The sequence below is a fragment of the Achromobacter sp. genome (assembly GCF_050285585.1).
Lineage (GTDB): Bacteria > Pseudomonadota > Gammaproteobacteria > Burkholderiales > Burkholderiaceae_B > Achromobacter.
Genome location: NZ_JBLZXF010000003.1, coordinates 98,724 through 114,464, shown reverse-complemented (window position 1 = coordinate 114,464; position 15,741 = coordinate 98,724). Strand labels below are relative to the sequence as shown.

13 protein-coding genes are annotated in these 15,741 nt (G+C 67.6%); 4 read left to right on the top strand and 9 right to left on the bottom strand.

Annotated features, from left to right (window positions below; translation table 11 throughout):
* Positions 1 to 29 precede the first annotated feature (29 nt).
* Both ACN6PJ_RS06075 and lolA read left to right on the top strand, forming a co-directional pair.
* On the top strand, positions 30 to 2,408 hold the full coding sequence (locus tag ACN6PJ_RS06075; RefSeq protein ID WP_427994992.1) for a DNA translocase FtsK: 2,379 nt from the start codon (positions 30 to 32) through the stop codon (positions 2,406 to 2,408).
* A complete protein-coding gene (gene lolA, locus ACN6PJ_RS06070; RefSeq protein WP_427994991.1) occupies positions 2,408 to 3,031 on the top strand; it encodes an outer membrane lipoprotein chaperone LolA in 624 nt (207 codons plus the stop codon). Before ACN6PJ_RS06075 ends, lolA begins: the two co-directional genes overlap by 1 nt.
* 466 nt (positions 3,032 to 3,497) lie before the next feature.
* On the opposite strand, the gene ACN6PJ_RS06065 is transcribed toward lolA, so the two are convergent.
* The 9 genes from ACN6PJ_RS06065 to ACN6PJ_RS06025 form a co-directional block, all read right to left on the bottom strand.
* Complete coding sequence (locus tag ACN6PJ_RS06065; protein WP_427994990.1) at positions 3,498 to 3,935, bottom strand: RidA family protein; 438 nt, start codon at positions 3,933 to 3,935, stop codon at positions 3,498 to 3,500.
* A 60-nt stretch (positions 3,936 to 3,995) separates the two neighbouring features.
* Positions 3,996 to 5,447 (bottom strand): N-acyl-D-amino-acid deacylase family protein, encoded by a 1,452-nt coding sequence (locus tag ACN6PJ_RS06060; RefSeq protein WP_427994989.1) that lies wholly within the window; start codon positions 5,445 to 5,447, stop codon positions 3,996 to 3,998.
* A gap of 14 nt (positions 5,448 to 5,461) precedes the next feature.
* Complete coding sequence (locus ACN6PJ_RS06055; RefSeq protein WP_427994988.1) at positions 5,462 to 6,334, bottom strand: MurR/RpiR family transcriptional regulator; 873 nt, start codon at positions 6,332 to 6,334, stop codon at positions 5,462 to 5,464.
* Between the two features lie 13 nt (positions 6,335 to 6,347).
* Positions 6,348 to 7,349, bottom strand: coding sequence for an ABC transporter ATP-binding protein (locus tag ACN6PJ_RS06050; RefSeq protein WP_427994987.1), 1,002 nt, complete (start codon positions 7,347 to 7,349; stop codon positions 6,348 to 6,350).
* Positions 7,346 to 8,353, bottom strand: coding sequence for an ABC transporter ATP-binding protein (locus ACN6PJ_RS06045; RefSeq protein ID WP_427994986.1), 1,008 nt, complete (start codon positions 8,351 to 8,353; stop codon positions 7,346 to 7,348). The genes ACN6PJ_RS06050 and ACN6PJ_RS06045 overlap by 4 nt, the downstream gene beginning before the upstream one ends.
* A 2-nt stretch (positions 8,354 to 8,355) precedes the next feature.
* Positions 8,356 to 9,225, bottom strand: a complete 870-nt coding sequence (locus tag ACN6PJ_RS06040; protein WP_427994985.1) for an ABC transporter permease — start codon at positions 9,223 to 9,225, stop codon at positions 8,356 to 8,358.
* A 10-nt stretch (positions 9,226 to 9,235) separates the two neighbouring features.
* Positions 9,236 to 10,177, bottom strand: a complete 942-nt coding sequence (locus ACN6PJ_RS06035) for an ABC transporter permease (protein ID WP_043543687.1) — start codon at positions 10,175 to 10,177, stop codon at positions 9,236 to 9,238.
* 227 nt (positions 10,178 to 10,404) lie between these two features.
* Complete coding sequence (locus tag ACN6PJ_RS06030; RefSeq protein WP_427994984.1) at positions 10,405 to 11,964, bottom strand: ABC transporter substrate-binding protein; 1,560 nt, start codon at positions 11,962 to 11,964, stop codon at positions 10,405 to 10,407.
* A gap of 71 nt (positions 11,965 to 12,035) precedes the next feature.
* Complete coding sequence (locus ACN6PJ_RS06025; protein WP_427994983.1) at positions 12,036 to 13,304, bottom strand: amino acid deaminase; 1,269 nt, start codon at positions 13,302 to 13,304, stop codon at positions 12,036 to 12,038.
* Between the two features lie 194 nt (positions 13,305 to 13,498).
* Here ACN6PJ_RS06025 and ACN6PJ_RS06020 point away from each other — a divergent pair, with 194 nt between their 5' ends.
* Together ACN6PJ_RS06020 and ACN6PJ_RS06015 are read left to right on the top strand one after the other, a co-directional pair.
* The gene (locus ACN6PJ_RS06020; RefSeq protein ID WP_427994982.1) at positions 13,499 to 14,290 is read left to right on the top strand and encodes a deaminated glutathione amidase; all 792 of its coding nucleotides are present in this window, start codon (positions 13,499 to 13,501) and stop codon (positions 14,288 to 14,290) included.
* 73 nt (positions 14,291 to 14,363) lie between these two features.
* Positions 14,364 to 15,704, top strand: coding sequence for a replication-associated recombination protein A (locus ACN6PJ_RS06015; protein ID WP_427994981.1), 1,341 nt, complete (start codon positions 14,364 to 14,366; stop codon positions 15,702 to 15,704).
* Positions 15,705 to 15,741: the final 37 nt, after the last annotated feature.

Here is a 15,741-nt window from a genome sequence, read left to right as displayed (position 1 = left end):
TAGGTTAACGCCCAATTATAATGAGCCGCATGCCGCGTATCTCGACTGCTTCTCCGCGCGCCTCGCGCAATACCCGAAACGGGCCCTCGCCCCTGCAGACGCGTCTTTCCGCGTTGCTGCGCGAAGCCCGCTGGATCCTCTTCGCCGCGCTGGCGGCGTGGCTCACCCTGGTGCTCGCCACCTGGAGCCCGTCCGACCCAGGTTGGTCGCACTCCGTCCCCGCCGGGGCCATCCACAACCGTGGCGGCACCCTGGGCGCCTACCTGGCGGACATTCTCCTCTATCTGTTCGGCTTTTCCGCCTGGTGGTGGGTCGTCCTGCTGCTGCACCGCGTGCGCGCGGGGTACCGCCGCCTGGCCAGCCATTTGCGCGTTACGAATGGTAAGCAACCGGAAGTGCTGCCTCGCGTCCACTGGGAAGAGGGCATCGGCTTTTTCCTGCTGCTGGTCGGTTCCCTGGGCATGGAAGCCCTGCGCCTGGCCAGCCGGGGCACGCACCTGCCGGGAGCCTCGGAAAGCGCCAGCGGCGCGGGCGGCGTCATCGGCCAGACCCTGGCCGACCTGATCGGCCGCAGCATCGGCTTCACCGGCAGCACGCTGGCATTCCTCGTCATGGTGGCGATCGGCCTGAGCCTGTTCTTCTCGTTCTCGTGGCTGTCCGTCGCCGAACGGGTCGGTTCGTGGCTGGAAGGCCTGGTGCGCCGCATCCGCAATTCCTACGCCGCCCGCGAAGACCGCAAGGTCGGCGAGGTGGCCAAGGCCGTGCGCACCGAACAGGTCGTGGCCAAGCAGGAAAAGCTGGTCCACGAGCAGCCGGTGCGGATCGAGCCCGCCATTACCGTGGTGCCCAAGTCCGAACGCGTCGAAAAGGAAAAGCAGCAGTCGCTGTTCTTCGCGCCCTCGGGCGGCGCCGAAGGCGACCTGCCGGCCATCAGTCTGCTGGATCCGCCGCAGGCCAATCAGGAAACGGTGTCGGCCGAGACCATCGAATTCACCTCGCGCCTGATCGAAAAGAAACTGGCCGACTTCGGCGTGTCCGTCACGGTGGTGGCGGCGCAGGCCGGACCGGTCATCACGCGGTACGAAATCGAGCCGGCCACCGGCGTGAAGGGCAGCCAGATCGTCAACCTGGCCAAGGACCTGGCGCGGGCGCTGAGCCTGGTCAGCATCCGCGTGGTGGAGACCATTCCCGGCAAGAACCTGATGGGCCTGGAATTGCCGAACCCGCGCCGCCAGATGGTGCGCCTGTCCGAGATCCTGGGTTCGCAGACCTATCATGCCAGCCATTCCGTCGTGACGATGGCGCTGGGCAAGGACATCGCCGGCAACCCGGTGGTGGCCGACCTGGCCAAGATGCCCCACCTGCTTGTGGCGGGCACGACCGGTTCGGGCAAATCGGTCGGGATCAACGCCATGATCCTGTCGCTGCTGTACAAGGCGGACGCGTCCCACACGCGCCTGATCCTGATCGATCCGAAGATGCTGGAAATGAGCGTCTACGAGGGGATTCCGCACCTGCTCGCGCCCGTCGTCACGGACATGCGCCAGGCGTCCAACGCGCTGAACTGGTGCGTGGGCGAAATGGAAAAGCGCTACCGCCTGATGAGCAAGATGGGCGTGCGCAACCTGGCGGGCTACAACACCAAGATCCGCGACGCGATCAAGCGCGAAGAGCCGATCCCCAATCCGTTCTCGCTGACTCCCGACGAGCCCGAACCCCTGGCGCCGCTGCCCACCATCGTGGTGGTCATCGACGAACTGGCCGACCTGATGATGGTCGTGGGCAAGAAGATCGAAGAGCTGATCGCCCGCCTGGCACAGAAGGCGCGCGCCGCCGGCATCCACCTGATCCTGGCCACCCAGCGCCCCAGCGTGGACGTCATCACCGGCCTGATCAAGGCAAACATCCCGACGCGCATCGCGTTCCAGGTGTCATCCAAGATCGACTCGCGCACCATTCTTGACCAGATGGGGGCGGAAACCCTGCTGGGCCAGGGCGACATGCTCTACATGCCGCCGGGCACCGGCCTGCCGGTGCGCGTGCACGGCGCCTTCGTGAACGACGACGAAGTGCACCGCGTGGTGGAGAGCCTGAAGGCGCAGGGCGAGCCCAATTACATCGAAGGCCTGTTGGAAGGCGGCCTGGACGGAGACGGCGAAGGCGCCAGCAGCGTCACCGGCATCGGTGGCGACGCCGAATCCGATCCGATGTACGACCAGGCCTGCGAAGTGGTGCTCAAGCATCGCCGCGCGTCCATTTCGCTGGTGCAGCGCCACCTGCGGATTGGTTACAACCGTGCGGCGCGGTTACTGGAGCAGATGGAGCAATCGGGTATGGTGTCGGCGATGCAGTCCAATGGTAACCGCGAGATCCTCGTTCCCGCGGCAGCCGCCCGAGAGGAAGCCTGATGAAGACGTTTCGCCGACTGGCCGCCGTCGCGGCCCTGGCCCTGGCGCCCGCCATGGCGCTGGCAGCCAGCGCGCAGGAGCAATTGCGCGCCTTCGTGGCCACGGTCACGGCCGCCACCGGTTCGTTCTCGCAGTACACGGTGAACAACCAGGGCCGCACGCAGCCGGCCCAGACCGGCGTGTTTTCGTTCCAGCGCCCCGGCAAGTTCAAGTGGGCGGTGCAAAAGCCCTATGAGCAGCTGGTCATTTCCGACGGCCGCAAGGTGTTCCAGTTCGATCCCGACCTGGCCCAGGTGACCGAGCGCAAGGTGGACGCCGCCATCGGCACTTCGCCCGCCGCCATTCTGTTCGGTTCGGGCTCGCTCGAACAGTCGTTCGACGTGTCGGCCCTGCCGGCCAAGGACGGTGTCGAATGGCTGCGCGCCAAGCCGCGCACCGCGGACGCGGGCTTCTCGCGGGTGGACATCGGCATGAAAGACAACCTGCCCGTGCGCGTGGAGCTGCTGGATTCGTTCGGCCAGACAACCCGCGTAGACCTGTCCGGCATCTCCGCCAATCCGCGGCTTCCCGCCAAGGAATTCGAATTCGTCGCGCCCAAGGGCGTCGACGTGGTGAAGATGTAGCAAGCGCCTTGCCCATGGTGTCAGACACCTGAAACCTCGGGCAGCTCGCCCACGTCAGTGGGCGCGGCGCGGGGGCTCCGCCCCGCCGCCGGGCCGTCCCAAGGCGGGCCAGCCCCCTTGGGGGGCAGCTAGCCCACGTCAGTGGGCGCGGCGTGGGGGCTCCGCCCCGCCGCCGGGCCGTCCCAAGGCGGGGCAGCCCCCTTGGGGGGCAGCTCGCCCACGTCAGTGGGCGCGGCGTGGGGGCTCCGCCCCGCCGTCGGGCCGTCCCAAGGCGGGGCAGCCCCCTTGGGGGGCAGCTCGCCCACGTCAGTGGGCGCGGCGTGGGGGCGCCGGCCCGCCGCCGGGCCGTCCCAAGGCGGGCCAGCCCCCTTGGGGGGGCAGCTAGCCCACGTTAGTGGGCGCGGCGTGGGGGCTCCGCCCCGCCGCCGGGCCGTCCCAAGGCGGGCCAGCCCCCTTGGGGGGGCAGCTAGCCCACGTTAGTGGGCGCGGCGTGGGGGCTCTTATACGCCACGCAGTCCACTTCGACCTTGGCGTCCACCACCAGCGACGACTGCACGCAGGCGCGGGCGGGGGGATTTTCCCCGAAGTATTCCCTGAACACCTTGTTGAACGATGCGAAGTCGCGCGCATCGTCCAGCCACACGCCGCAGCGCACGACGTGTTCGGGTCCGTAGCCCGCTTCCTTCAGGATGGCCAGCACCTGCTGGATGGCCTTGTGGCTTTGCGCGACGATGCCGCCTTCGATGACTTCTCCGTTTTCCATCGGCACCTGGCCGGATACCTGCAGCCAGCCGTCGGCGGCGACCGCGCGGGCGAAGGGCATGTGCGAGCCGCCCTGGCCGGTGCCGCCAGCGACGCCGTAGCGCGTGATGCCGTTCTTGTCGGGAGTGGGGGTAGTGGTCATGGGGGCTCCTTGGGGGATGGATTCGACAGGCGCCGGACGCGCGGGGCGCCGGGCGTCCGGTTAGTAATTCTTTCTCAGGTCGCCGGTGCGGGGCAGCCAGCGGCCGGCGCGATCGCCGGTGGGTTGACCGTGCCGGTACGACAGCGCGCCATTGACCCACACTGCCTCTATGCCCGCGGCCGTCTGCACCGGCGCCGCGAAGGTCGCGCGGTCGATGACGGTGGCGGGGTCGAACAGCACCAGGTCCGCGTGATAGCCCTCGCGCACCAGGCCGCGTTCGGCCAGGCCGAAGCGCGCCGCGGACAGGCCGGTCATCTTGTGGACCGCCTCGGCCAGCGGAAACAGGCCCACCTCCCGGCTGTAATGGCCCAGCACGCGAGGGAAGGCGCCCCAGAGCCGCGGATGCGGCATCGGATCGTTGGGCAGGCCGTCGGATCCCACCATGGTGAGCCGGTGCGACAGCACGCGGCGCACGTCTTCCTCGTCCATGTTGTGGTACACCGCCCCGGCCGGCTGCAGGCGCGCGGCCGCCTCCATCAGGCTCACGCCCCAGTCGGCGGCGATGGCGGCCAGCTTGCGGCGGGCCTGCTCGGGATGCGGCACGGACCAGGTAATGTCGATGTCGAACTCGTCCGTGACCTGCTTCAGATCCAGCGTGGACGAACTGGCGGAGTAGGGGTAGCAGTCGCAGCCCACGTGCTGCAGCCGGCCCGCGGTTTCCAGCGTGGACAGCACTTCCCGGGTGCGGCCCCAGTTGCCCGCGCCGGCGCACTTCAGGTGCGATACCACCACCGGCACGCGGGCATGCCGCGCGATGTCGAAAGCCTCCTGCATGGCATCCAGGATGGCGGCGAATTCCGAGCGCAGGTGCGTGGTGTAGAGCGCGCCGAATTCATCCAGCGCTTCCGCCAGCAATTTGACTTCGTCCGTGTCCGCCTCGAATGCGGAGGCATAGGCCAGGCCGGTGCTCAGGCCGATGGCGCCGTGGGCCAGCGCGTCGCGCAACTGGGCGCGCATCGCCAGCACCTCGTCGCGCGTGGCGGGCCGGTCCAGCCGGTCCATGTGGTTGCTGCGCAGCGCGGTGTGGCCCACCAGCGCCGCGACGTTGACGGCGGGCCGCGCGGCCTCGATGGCCCGTGTGTAGTGCGCGAACGTCGGGTAGCTGAAGTCTTCCCGCTGGCCCAGCAGATTCATCGGATCCGGAGGTTCTCCGCGCAGGGTCACGGGCGATGCGCTGATGCCGCAATTGCCCACCACCACCGTGGTCACGCCCTGGGACAGCTTCGGCAGCATGCCCGGGGTGCGGATCACGTTCGTGTCGTCATGGGTGTGCACGTCGATGAAACCCGGAGCCAGCGCCAGGTCCGTGCCGTCGATGATCTGGCGCGCGGGCGCGCCGGGCAGTTCGCCGATCGCGGCGATGCGGCCGCCGGCCAGCGCGACGCTGGCGTGGTATCCGGCGTCGCCGGAGCCGTCCAGGACCAGCACGTTGCCGATGAGGGTGTCGTACATCTTTTGTTCCAGGTTCAATCGCCCAGCGGCAAGCGATTCGGGCCGCCGCGGTGCTCGTCCAGCGCCAGCTTGATGCGGCGCAGGCGTTCGCGGTTTTCTTCTTGGTTCAGCATGGCCAGTTCGGTGGAGAGCAGGTCGATCGCGAGCATCATGGCGTAGCGCGAGGCCGAGGGTTTGTAGATGAAGTCCGTTTCGTCCGTCCGGATCGGGAGCACCACGTCGGCGAGCCTGGCCAGCTCGGAGGTCGTATCCGTGATGGCGACCAGGCGCGCGCGGTATTGCTTCACGATGCGGGCCGCCCCCACGATCTCGGGCGTCAGGCCCGAGGCCGACAGCACCAGCACGGCGTCACGCTCGTCCAGCGTGGCCGCGACCATGCGCAGCAGCACGGCATCGCTGTAGACCGCGATGGGGTAACCCAGCCGCACCAGGCGCGACTGGACTTCCTGAGCCAGCACGGCGGAGGCTCCGCCCATGCCGAACACATAGATCATGCGGGCCCCGTCCAGGGCGGCGGCGGCCGTTTCGAACAGTTGCTCCGTGAAGACGGGCAGGTGGGCGCGCAGCGTGCTTTCGATGTCGCCGTAGATACGAGCGTAGAAAGTGCTTTCCTCGGCGGGGGCGCTCGGATCCAGGAAGCGGCTGCCCACCGTGCTGGCCTGCGCCAGCTTCATCTTCAGGTCGCGCGTATCGTCGCAGCCGACGGTGCGGGCGAAGCGCGAGATGGTGGCGATGCTGACGCCCGCCTTGGCGGCGAGCTGGTCGACGGTGGCGCTGGCGCTCCAGATGATGTCGTCGAGGATGGCGTCGGCAACCTTGCGTTCGGTCACGCTCAAAGCGTCCCGCCGACTGCGTATCTGGAAGACGATGTCGCGGATGATATTCATGGGAGTTCCTGGGTCACTGGGCCAGTTCGGGGGCGTCGAGGCGGGAACAGGCCGCGTAGTGGCCCGGGCCGACGGCGACGGCCTGTGTCTCGATTGTCCCGCAGGCCTCGATCGCGTGCGGGCAGCGGGTGCGGAATACGCAGCCGGTGGGCGGATTGACCGGGCTGGGGATGTCGCCCTTGAGCAGGATACGCGAGCGCGGGGCGCGGGGATCCGGCACGGGCGCGGCGGACAGCAGCGCGCGGGTGTAGGGGTGCCTGGGGCGGGCGTATACCTCGCGGGTCGGCCCGCGCTCCATGACGCGGCCCAGGTACATCACCACGACCTCGTCGCACAGATAGTCCACCACGGCCAGGTCATGGGCCACGAACAGCATGGTCAGGCCCAGATCGCGCTGCAGGTCCTGCAGGAGGTTCAGCACCTGCGCCTGCACCGACACGTCCAGGGCGGATACCGGCTCGTCGGCCACGATGAAGTCCGGTTCTACCGCCAAGGCGCGCGCGATGCCGATGCGCTGGCGCTGGCCGCCGGAGAATTCGTGGGGATAGCGCCGGGCATGGTCGGCGTTCAGACCCACGCGCTCAAGCAGTTCCCCGATGCGGGCCGGGCGGCGGTGCTGCGCCAGTTTGTGGGTATCCAGCGCCTCGCCCAGGATCTCGGCCACGGTCATGCGCGGGTTGAGGCTGGCGTATGGATCCTGGAACACGATCTGCATGCGGCGGCGCCACGGCAGCATCTGCTTCTCGGACAGCGTGGTGATGTCCTGGCCGTCGAACAGGATGCGGCCGGCGGTCGGGGCGAACAGGCGCAGCAGCGCGCGGCCGGTGGTGGTCTTGCCCGAACCGGATTCGCCGACCAGGCCGACGATGGTATTGCGCGGGACGTCGAAGCTGACGCCGTCCACCGCGCGCACCACGGGCGCGTTGCGCGCCGACGAGGTGGGGAAATGGACCTTCAGGTCCTGGATCCGCACCAGCGGCTCTTCGGCGCGGACGGGGTCTGGTCTACTCGTCATATCGGATTCACCTTGATGCAGCGCGCGCGGTGTTCGGTCCGCACCGGCACGAGTTCGGGCACGGCGGCGAGGCAGTCGCTGGCGGCGAGCGGGCAGCGCGGCGCGAAGGTGCAGCCGGGCGGCAGCGACAGCACGCTGGGCACGTTTCCAGGGATCGCGCGCAGGCGCTCGCCCGAAGCCAGCAGGGCGGCGGTGGGTATGCAGGAAAGCAAACCGCGCGTATAGGGATGCGTGGGCTGCTCGAACAGTTCATAGACGCCAGCGTCCTCGACCACGCGCCCCGCGTACATCACCGCCACGCGATGCGCGATCTCGGCCACCACGCCCAGGTTGTGAGTGATGAACAGGATGCTCATGTTCATCTCGGCCTGCAGCCGGCGCAGCAGGTCCAGGATCTGCGCCTGCACGGTGACGTCCAGTGCGGTGGTGGGTTCGTCGGCGATCAGCACGGCGGGATTGCAGGCCAGGGCCAGCGCGATCATCACGCGCTGCCGCATGCCGCCCGACATCTGGTGCGGGTATTCGTTGACGCGACGGTCGGCGGCCGGGATCTCCACCCGCTCCAGCATTTCACGGGCGCGCTGCATCGCCGCCGCGTAGGAGCCGCCTTCGTGCTGCAGCACGGCTTCGGCGATCTGGTCGCCCACCGTGTACAGCGGGTTCAGGCTGGTCATGGGCTCCTGGAAGATCATGGCGATCTCGGCCCCGCGGATGCGGCGCAGCGTGGCCGGAGAGGCCTGCGCCAGATCGTGCCGCATGCCCTGGCGATCGCGGAACAGGATCCTGCCGCCTTCGATGCGGCCCGCGGGCTTGGGAAGCAAGCCCATGATGGACAGGCTGGTCACGGACTTGCCCGAGCCCGACTCGCCCACGATGGCCAGCGTTTCGCCGCGCGCCAGGTCGAAGGTGACGCCGTCCACGGATTTGGCGATACCGTCGCGGCTGTGGAACCAGGTCTTGAGCCCTTCCACTGACAGCACGATGTCTCGGGTGCTTGCGGTCATGATTACAGCTCCTTGCGCAGGCGCGGGTCGAGGACGTCGCGCAGTCCGTCGCCCACCAATTGCAGCGACAAGACGGACAGCACGATGGCGATGCCGGGGAAGATCATGATCCAGTCGGCCGATCCCATGTATTGCTGGCCTGCGTTGATCATGGTCCCCCAGGTGGGAATGTCGGGCGATACGCCGACGCCGAGAAACGACAGCCCGGCCTCGGCCAGGATCGCATAGGCGAAGATGAATGTGCCCTGCACCAGGATGGGCGACACCAGGTTGCGCAGCACATGCACGGTGACGATGCGCCAGGTGGGCACGCCCAGCGCGCGGGCCGCTTCCACGAAGGGCAGTTCGCGGATCACCAGCGTGGAGGCGCGCACGATGCGGGCCAGGCGCGGCGTGTAGACGATGCCCAGCGCGATCACCACGTTGATCAGCGACGGCCCCAGCGCCGCCACCAGCGAGATCGCCAGCAGGATGTCGGGGAAGGCCATCATGGCGTCGATCAGCCGCGACACGAACTTGTCCGCCGAGCGGAAGAAGCCGGCGGCCAGGCCCAGCGCGATCCCCAGCGCGCTGGATACGATCACCACGGAAAAGCCCACCATCAGCGACAGGCGGCCCCCATGGATGACGCGGCTGAACACGTCGCGCCCGAAGTCGTCCGTGCCGAACCAGTGCGCGGCGCCTGGCGCCTTCAGCCGGTTCATGATGGACAGCTTGAACGGATCGTAGGGGCTGATCCAAGGCGCCAGCAGCGCGGCGGCCACCAGCACGATCAACACGATCAGGCTGATCAGCACGGTCTTGCGCGCCACCAGCAGGCGCAGCACCTGCCAGCGATCCGTGCCGGCGTTAGCGGTAGTCGGAGTTGTCATGTCAGTGGCTTCAGTAGCGGACGCGCGGATCGACAAGCAGGTACAGCAGGTCGATGAACAGATTGATCAGCACGTAGATGGCCGCGATGATCAGCAGCGCGCCCTGGATGACGGGATAGTCGCGGCGCAGCACCGCCGACACCACCAGGCTGCCCACGCCGGGCAGGCCGAATACCGTCTCGGTCACGACGGCGCCGCTGATCAGAAGCGCGGTGGTCAGGCCCAGCACCGTGAGGATCGGGATCAGCGCATTGCGCACGGCGTGCTTCAGGATCACCCGGCTTTCCGTCAGGCCCTTGGCGCGCGCGGTGCGCACGTAGTCGTCGCGCAGCACGTCCAGCATGCTGGCGCGGATGAAGCGGGTGATGAGCGCGGAGTTCACCAGCCCCAGCACCACGGCCGGCAGGATCAGGTGCGACAGGCGCGTCATGAGCGAAGCGTCGGGGCCGCCATAGCCGGCCACGGGCAGCCAGCCCAGCTTCACCGAGAATAGCTGCATCAGCAGCAACCCAAGCCAGAAGCTGGGAACGCTGGAAGTGAACATCGAGAACGACAGCACCGACTGATCCAGCGTGGTGCCGCGCTTGACCGCGGAAAGTATGCCCACGGGCAGGGCGATGGCGCTGGCGATCAGGAGCGACATGAGCGTCAGCAGCAGCGTGGGTTCGGCGCGATCGGCCAGGGCCGACAGCACGGGCTTGTTCAGGAAGATGGACTGGCCCAGGTCGCCTTGGGCGAGCTTGCCCAGCCACGATACGTATTGCACGGCGAGGGGCTGGTCCAGCCCCAGCTGGGTGCGCAGCGCGGCGATGTCCTGCTGGCTGGCCTGCGGCCCCAGCATCACGGCGGCGGGGTCGCCGGGCGTGACGCGGATGATCACGAACACGATGGTCGCGACGATGAACATCACGGCCACCAGCCCGACCAGGCGGTTCAAGAGATAACGCAACACGATGAACGTCCTAAAAATATCCGGGCGTAGGATGGGTGGAGAGCGAGAGTTCTTAAGAACTCAAGTCGCCAGCGCGCGAAACCCATGCGGCCGCAAGAGCGTGTTTTCCGGCCGCTGCAGGGCACCGTCTGCCCACGGCCGCATGGGTTTCGCGCGCTGGGGACCTGGGTTCTTGCCTAGGAACTGCCGCGCTCCACCCATCCTACGCATGCCTCCATCCGTCAGATCTACTTCGCCGACTTCCAAGCGTTCCAGAAGTACGGCCACGGCACGGCCTTGGTGCCCTGGAGCGAAGGCGAGCGCGCGGCCTGCGCGTTGAAGTCGCCGACCTTGATGAAGGGCACCTCGTCATACACGGCCTGCTGCACGTCGGCCCAGCGTTTCACGCGCTCTTCCTGGGAACGGGCCTGGTTGAACGCGCCCAGCACCTGGTTGCGGCGCGGCGTGTCCCACCACCCCGGAGCATCCTTGGACGGGAAGTCGATCAGCGCGGGTTCGGGCAGGAACGGGCTGTGGGTAATGAAGATGTCCCATACGGCCGGGTCCTGGCGGCGCTGGGTCAGGGTGGCCCAGTCCACGACCTGCATGTCCACGGTGAAGCCGGCCGCCTTCAGGTATTCGGCGGCCACCAGCGCCATCTTGTAATGGAATTCGTACTGCTGGCTGGTCAGGATCCGGATCTTGCGGTCCTGCACGTTGGCGCCGTCCACCAGCTTTTTTGCCGCCGCGGCGTCGGCCTTGTTGTAGACCTTGCCGCCCAGGGACGTGGCCCATGGGTAGCCTTCGGGATACAGGTCGCCGTTGAGCTTGTAGAAGTCCTTGTCGCCGAATGCGGCGTACAGCATGTCCTCTTCATTGAGCGCCAGCTGCACGGCCTGCCGGACGGCCAGGTTGGACATGATGCCTTGCTTGGTATTGAGCACCAGGCGCGGCCAGCCGAAGGGCTTGAGCATCACCGGATCCGAGCGGCCGTTCTTGAGCTTGGGCAGCGATTCCACCGGCAGGGAATCGATGTAGTCGAACTGGCCCGCCACCGCGCTCTCGACGCGGGTGTTGGAGTTGCTCACCGGAACGAAGCGGATCTCGTCCAGGTACTGCTTGCGCGCGCCGCCGTAGCCGTCGGGCTCGCCGTCGCGCTGCTTGTAGCCTTCGAAGCGGACCAGCTGGATGTACTGGTCCGGCACGCGCGCCTTCAATTGATAGGGGCCGGTGCCGACGAATTCGGTCAGCGCCGGCGCGATCTTGCCCTTGGGCATGATGACGGCCGCGCTGTTGTTCATCGCCAGCAAGGCGGTCAGGGGCGCGTAGGGTTCCTTGAGCGTGATGCGGATCGTGTTGGCGTCCGGCGCTTCCATGCCGGCGATGATCTTCGCGGCCATCTTGCCGCGCGTGGCGGTCTCGGTCCAGCGCTTCAGCGAAGCCAGCACGTCCGCCGAATCCATCTTCGAGCCGTCGTGGAACGTAATGCCCTGGCGCAGCGGGATCGTATAGGTCAGCCCGTCGGAGGAGACGTCCGGCAATTTTTCGGCCAGCAGCGGCGCGAGATTCCACTTGGCGTCGAAGGTGTACAGCGTTTCGAAGAAATGCTGGGTCAGGATGCCCACCAGATCCGCCGTGCTGGTCATCGGATCCAGCGTCGGCGGTTCGCCGATGGTGGCCACCGAGATCGTTCCTCCCTTGACCGGCGCGGCACAGAGGGCGGGGGACGACAATGCGGTCAAGCCAATTGCGCCGGCCAGCAGCAGGCTATTGAGCCTGCCGCCTCGCGGGGAGGTGCGGAAGTTCATGATTCTCTCTCCAGAGGGTCAAAAACAGGGTGTCGCGTGTGGATCGGGAGGGCGCGCGGGCGCCTGGCCTGTCAGAAGAAGGTTTCGGCCACGTCGGTAATGCGGTACTGCTCGTCCACCAGGAGCACCTGACGCCATTTGTCGAACGTCAGGCAGGGGTGGGATATGTCGAAGGCGATCATGTCGCCGACCTGGATGTCGTCGCCTTCGCCGATCTGCATGAAGGCGTGCTGATCCATCATGGCCGTGAGTTTCCAGTGCGCGGGGGCGGCCCCGGGCGTCTGCGCGCCGGGGCGGTACAGCAGGGCGGGCGTGGGCAGGCCGGCGTCGAAGGCGGCGTCGCGCTTGCCCAGCGCGACGATAGCGCGGCCGGGTTCGGGTAGCGACTGCACGTAGGCCCAGACCTGGAGGGCGGGTTGCAGGCCGGGCTCCATTTTTTGGGCTACCGGATTGTGCGCGTTGATGCGTTCGGCCGCCGTGCGGTAGATGCCCACGTCGTGCGACAGGTAGCAGCCCGGGCGCAGCACGATTTCCAGCGGCGCGCCGATGTCGAGCTGCGAGAATTCCTCCGCGACCACGTCGAACCACGCGGAGCCGGCGCCCGAGATCAGCGCCGGGCCGTTCTTGCGCAGGCGGCCGGCCGCGGCCAGTCCGCGCAGGGCGTCCGTGGCGCGGCGCAGGAAGGCGCGGATGGCGCCTTCTTCCTGCAACACGCCCTCGTAGACCTCGATGCCAGCCAGGGCCAGGCCCGGCCAGCGCCCGATTTCCTCGGCCACGGCTTGCAGTTGCGCGTCGTCGCGCACGCCCGTGCGGCCGCCGGCGGGGCCCAGTTCGATCAGCACCGGCAGGATCTGGCCCTGTTCGCCGAAATAGGCCCCCAGTTGAGCAGCGTTGGCAGGCGAATCCACGATGCAGAAGAAGGTGAAGGCGGGATCGCGCAGGAGCTGGGCGATGATGGCCATGTTGGCGCGGCCCACCAGCTGGTTCGCCATCAGGACTTTGCGGACGCCGTGCCGGTAGGCGGCCAGCACCTGCGGCGCGGTGGCCAGCGTGATGCCCCACGCGCCGTTGTCGATCTGGCGCTTGAACAGGGCAGGGCTCATGGTGGTCTTGCCGTGCGGCGCCAGCTTGACCCGGTAGGCCTCCATGAAGCGCTGCATCCATTGCAGGTTGTGGCGCACGCGGGATTCATACAGCACGGCCACCGGCAGGCTGACGTCTTCGCGGAGCAGGTTCCACTGCAGCGCCGCCACGTCCGCGGTAGTACAGGATTCGGGGAAGGCGCCCAGGCCTTTGCCGTTTGGGTCCAGGGGAGCGGCGGGGGAGAAGGAGTTGGTCATGATGGGCGCCTGGTATGGAAAATATTTACTCTGAATCAGTAGTTTTTTAATTATCCTGAAAGAAATTTACAGACGGCAGCTAGGAGTTACCCGTAGTCAGCGGGCGCGCGCGGATGGCGCGACAATAGAGAAAAAAGGAAAAGCCCATGCCGCGCACGCGCGGCGTGCCCGTCGCCTCCATGAAAGGAAGAGCCATGCTGAAAGTCGCTTTGGGCCAGTTCGCGGTCAGCCGCGTCTGGGAAGAAAATGCGCAGGTCTGCATCGACCTGATGGAGCGCGCCCGTGCCGGCGGCGCCGGCCTGCTGGTCCTGCCCGAGGGCATCCTGGCGCGCGACATCACCGATCCGCAGATCGTGCTGAAGGCCGCGCAGCCGCTGGACGGCCCTTTCATCAGCCGGCTGCTGGAAGCCAGCCGGGGATCGTCGCTGTCGACGATGATGTGCGTCCACGTCCCCACGGGCGAGGGGCGGGTATGGAATACGCTGGTCACGCTGCGGGACGGCCGGATCCTGTCTCAGTACCGTAAGCTGCACCTGTACGACGCCTTCACCATGAAGGAGTCCACCAACGTCACCCCCGGAAACGACATTCCGCCTTTGCTCGACATCGCCGGGCTGCGCGTCGGCCTGATGACCTGCTACGACGTGCGCTTCCCCGAACTGGCCCGCCGCCTGGCGCTGGATGGCGCCGACCTGCTGGTGCTGCCGGCGGCCTGGGTGCGCGGCCCCCTGAAGGAAAAGCACTGGGAAGTGCTGGTCACGGCGCGCGCGCTGGAGAACACGTGCTACGTGGCCGCCACGGGCGAATGTGGCGAGCGCAACATCGGCTGCAGCATGGTCGTGGATCCGCTGGGCGTGGTGACGGCGCGGGCAGGCGAGGCGCCGGCCCTGGTGTTTGCCGATATCGACCCCGAACGCCTGGCCCATGCGCGCAAGGTGCTGCCGGTGCTGGCCAATCGCCGCTTCGCGCCGCCGGAGCTTGCCTAGCGGAGGCCAAACGAGGCCTCGCATGGTGTAATGCTGTCTTGATTTACTTGCTGTCTCCCCCCATCTGCTGCCAATGAGCAACGATCTCTTCGCGGCCGATCCCGCGCATCGGCCTTATGTGCCCCTGGCCGAACGGCTGCGTCCGCGCACCTTGTCCGACGTGGTCGGGCAATCGCACCTGCTGGGCCCGGACAAGCCGCTGCGCGTCGCGTTCGAATCGGGGCGTCCGCATTCCATGATCTTCTGGGGGCCGCCGGGCGTGGGCAAGACCACGCTGGCGCGTCTGATGGCCGACGGCTTCGACGCCCAGTTCATCGCCATCTCGGCAGTGCTGGGCGGCGTCAAGGACATCCGCGACGCCGTCACCGTGGCCCAGGTGGCGCAGGGCCAGGGGCGCCGCACCATCCTCTTCGTCGACGAGGTGCACCGCTTCAACAAGGCCCAGCAGGACGCCTTCCTGCCCTATGTGGAAAGCGGGCTGTTCACCTTCATCGGCGCCACCACGGAAAATCCCTCGTTCGAGGTCAACTCGGCGTTGCTGTCGCGCGCGCGCGTCTACGTGCTGGAATCGCTGACGGCCGAAGAGCTGCAACGGCTGGTCGACCGCGCCGAGCAGGCCTTGAACGACGGACGGGAAGAGGGCGAGATCATCCGCATCGAGGCCGACGCGCGCGAACAGCTGGCGGCCTGGGCCGATGGCGATGCGCGCCGTCTCATCAGCGCCGTGGAGGTGGTGGCGGAGTCCGCGCAGGCGGCCGGCCGCGACACGGTCGACGCGGCCTGGCTGGAGATTTCGCTGTCGCAGAACCTGCGCCGCTTCGACAAGGGCGGCGACGCGTTCTACGACCAGATCAGCGCCCTGCACAAGTCGGTGCGGGGATCCAATCCCGACGCCGCCCTGTACTGGTTCTGCCGCATGATCGATGGCGGCGCGGATCCCAAGTACCTGGCGCGCCGCCTGGTGCGCATGGCCGTCGAGGACATCGGCCTGGCCGACCCCCGCGCAACGGACCTGGCCGTGAACGGCGCCGACATCTACGAGCGCCTGGGCTCGCCGGAAGGCGAGCTCGCGCTGGCGCAGGCGGTGGTCTACATGGCCTGCGCGGCCAAGTCGAACGCCGTCTACAACGCCTATAACCAGGCGCGCAAGTTCGCGGCCGAGCACGGCAGCGCGCCGGTGCCCATCCACCTGCGCAATGCGCCCACCAAATTGATGAAGCAGCTGGGCCACGGCAAGGCCTATCGCTACGCGCACGACGAGCCCCACGGCTACGCCGCCGCCGAGCAATATTTCCCGGATGGACTGAATCCCTCCTTCTATCGGCCGACCGATCGCGGCCTGGAGGCTAAAATCCAGCAAAAGCTGGCATTTCTGCGCGAGCTGGACGCGCAGGAACGTGCCAGGAAACGGTAACGGGCGCCGCCCGTTGCTTCACGCAACCTCACCGACC

Bases quoted from the DNA above. Each gene is read 5' to 3' on its own strand.
- ACN6PJ_RS06065 (WP_427994990.1), bottom strand. From the start codon at position 3,935: ATGACCACTACCCCCACTCCCGACAAGAACGGCATCACGCGCTACGGC.
- ACN6PJ_RS06045 (WP_427994986.1), bottom strand. From the start codon at position 8,353: ATGACCGCAAGCACCCGAGACATCGTGCTGTCAGTGGAAGGGCTCAAG.
- ACN6PJ_RS06075 (WP_427994992.1), top strand. From the start codon at position 30: ATGCCGCGTATCTCGACTGCTTCTCCGCGCGCCTCGCGCAATACCCGA.
- ACN6PJ_RS06015 (WP_427994981.1), top strand. From the start codon at position 14,364: ATGAGCAACGATCTCTTCGCGGCCGATCCCGCGCATCGGCCTTATGTG.
- ACN6PJ_RS06050 (WP_427994987.1), bottom strand. From the start codon at position 7,349: ATGACGAGTAGACCAGACCCCGTCCGCGCCGAAGAGCCGCTGGTGCGG.
- ACN6PJ_RS06025 (WP_427994983.1), bottom strand. From the start codon at position 13,304: ATGACCAACTCCTTCTCCCCCGCCGCTCCCCTGGACCCAAACGGCAAA.
- ACN6PJ_RS06060 (WP_427994989.1), bottom strand. From the start codon at position 5,447: ATGTACGACACCCTCATCGGCAACGTGCTGGTCCTGGACGGCTCCGGC.
- lolA (WP_427994991.1), top strand. From the start codon at position 2,408: ATGAAGACGTTTCGCCGACTGGCCGCCGTCGCGGCCCTGGCCCTGGCG.
- ACN6PJ_RS06055 (WP_427994988.1), bottom strand. From the start codon at position 6,334: ATGAATATCATCCGCGACATCGTCTTCCAGATACGCAGTCGGCGGGAC.
- ACN6PJ_RS06020 (WP_427994982.1), top strand. From the start codon at position 13,499: ATGCTGAAAGTCGCTTTGGGCCAGTTCGCGGTCAGCCGCGTCTGGGAA.
- ACN6PJ_RS06030 (WP_427994984.1), bottom strand. From the start codon at position 11,964: ATGAACTTCCGCACCTCCCCGCGAGGCGGCAGGCTCAATAGCCTGCTG.
- ACN6PJ_RS06040 (WP_427994985.1), bottom strand. From the start codon at position 9,225: ATGACAACTCCGACTACCGCTAACGCCGGCACGGATCGCTGGCAGGTG.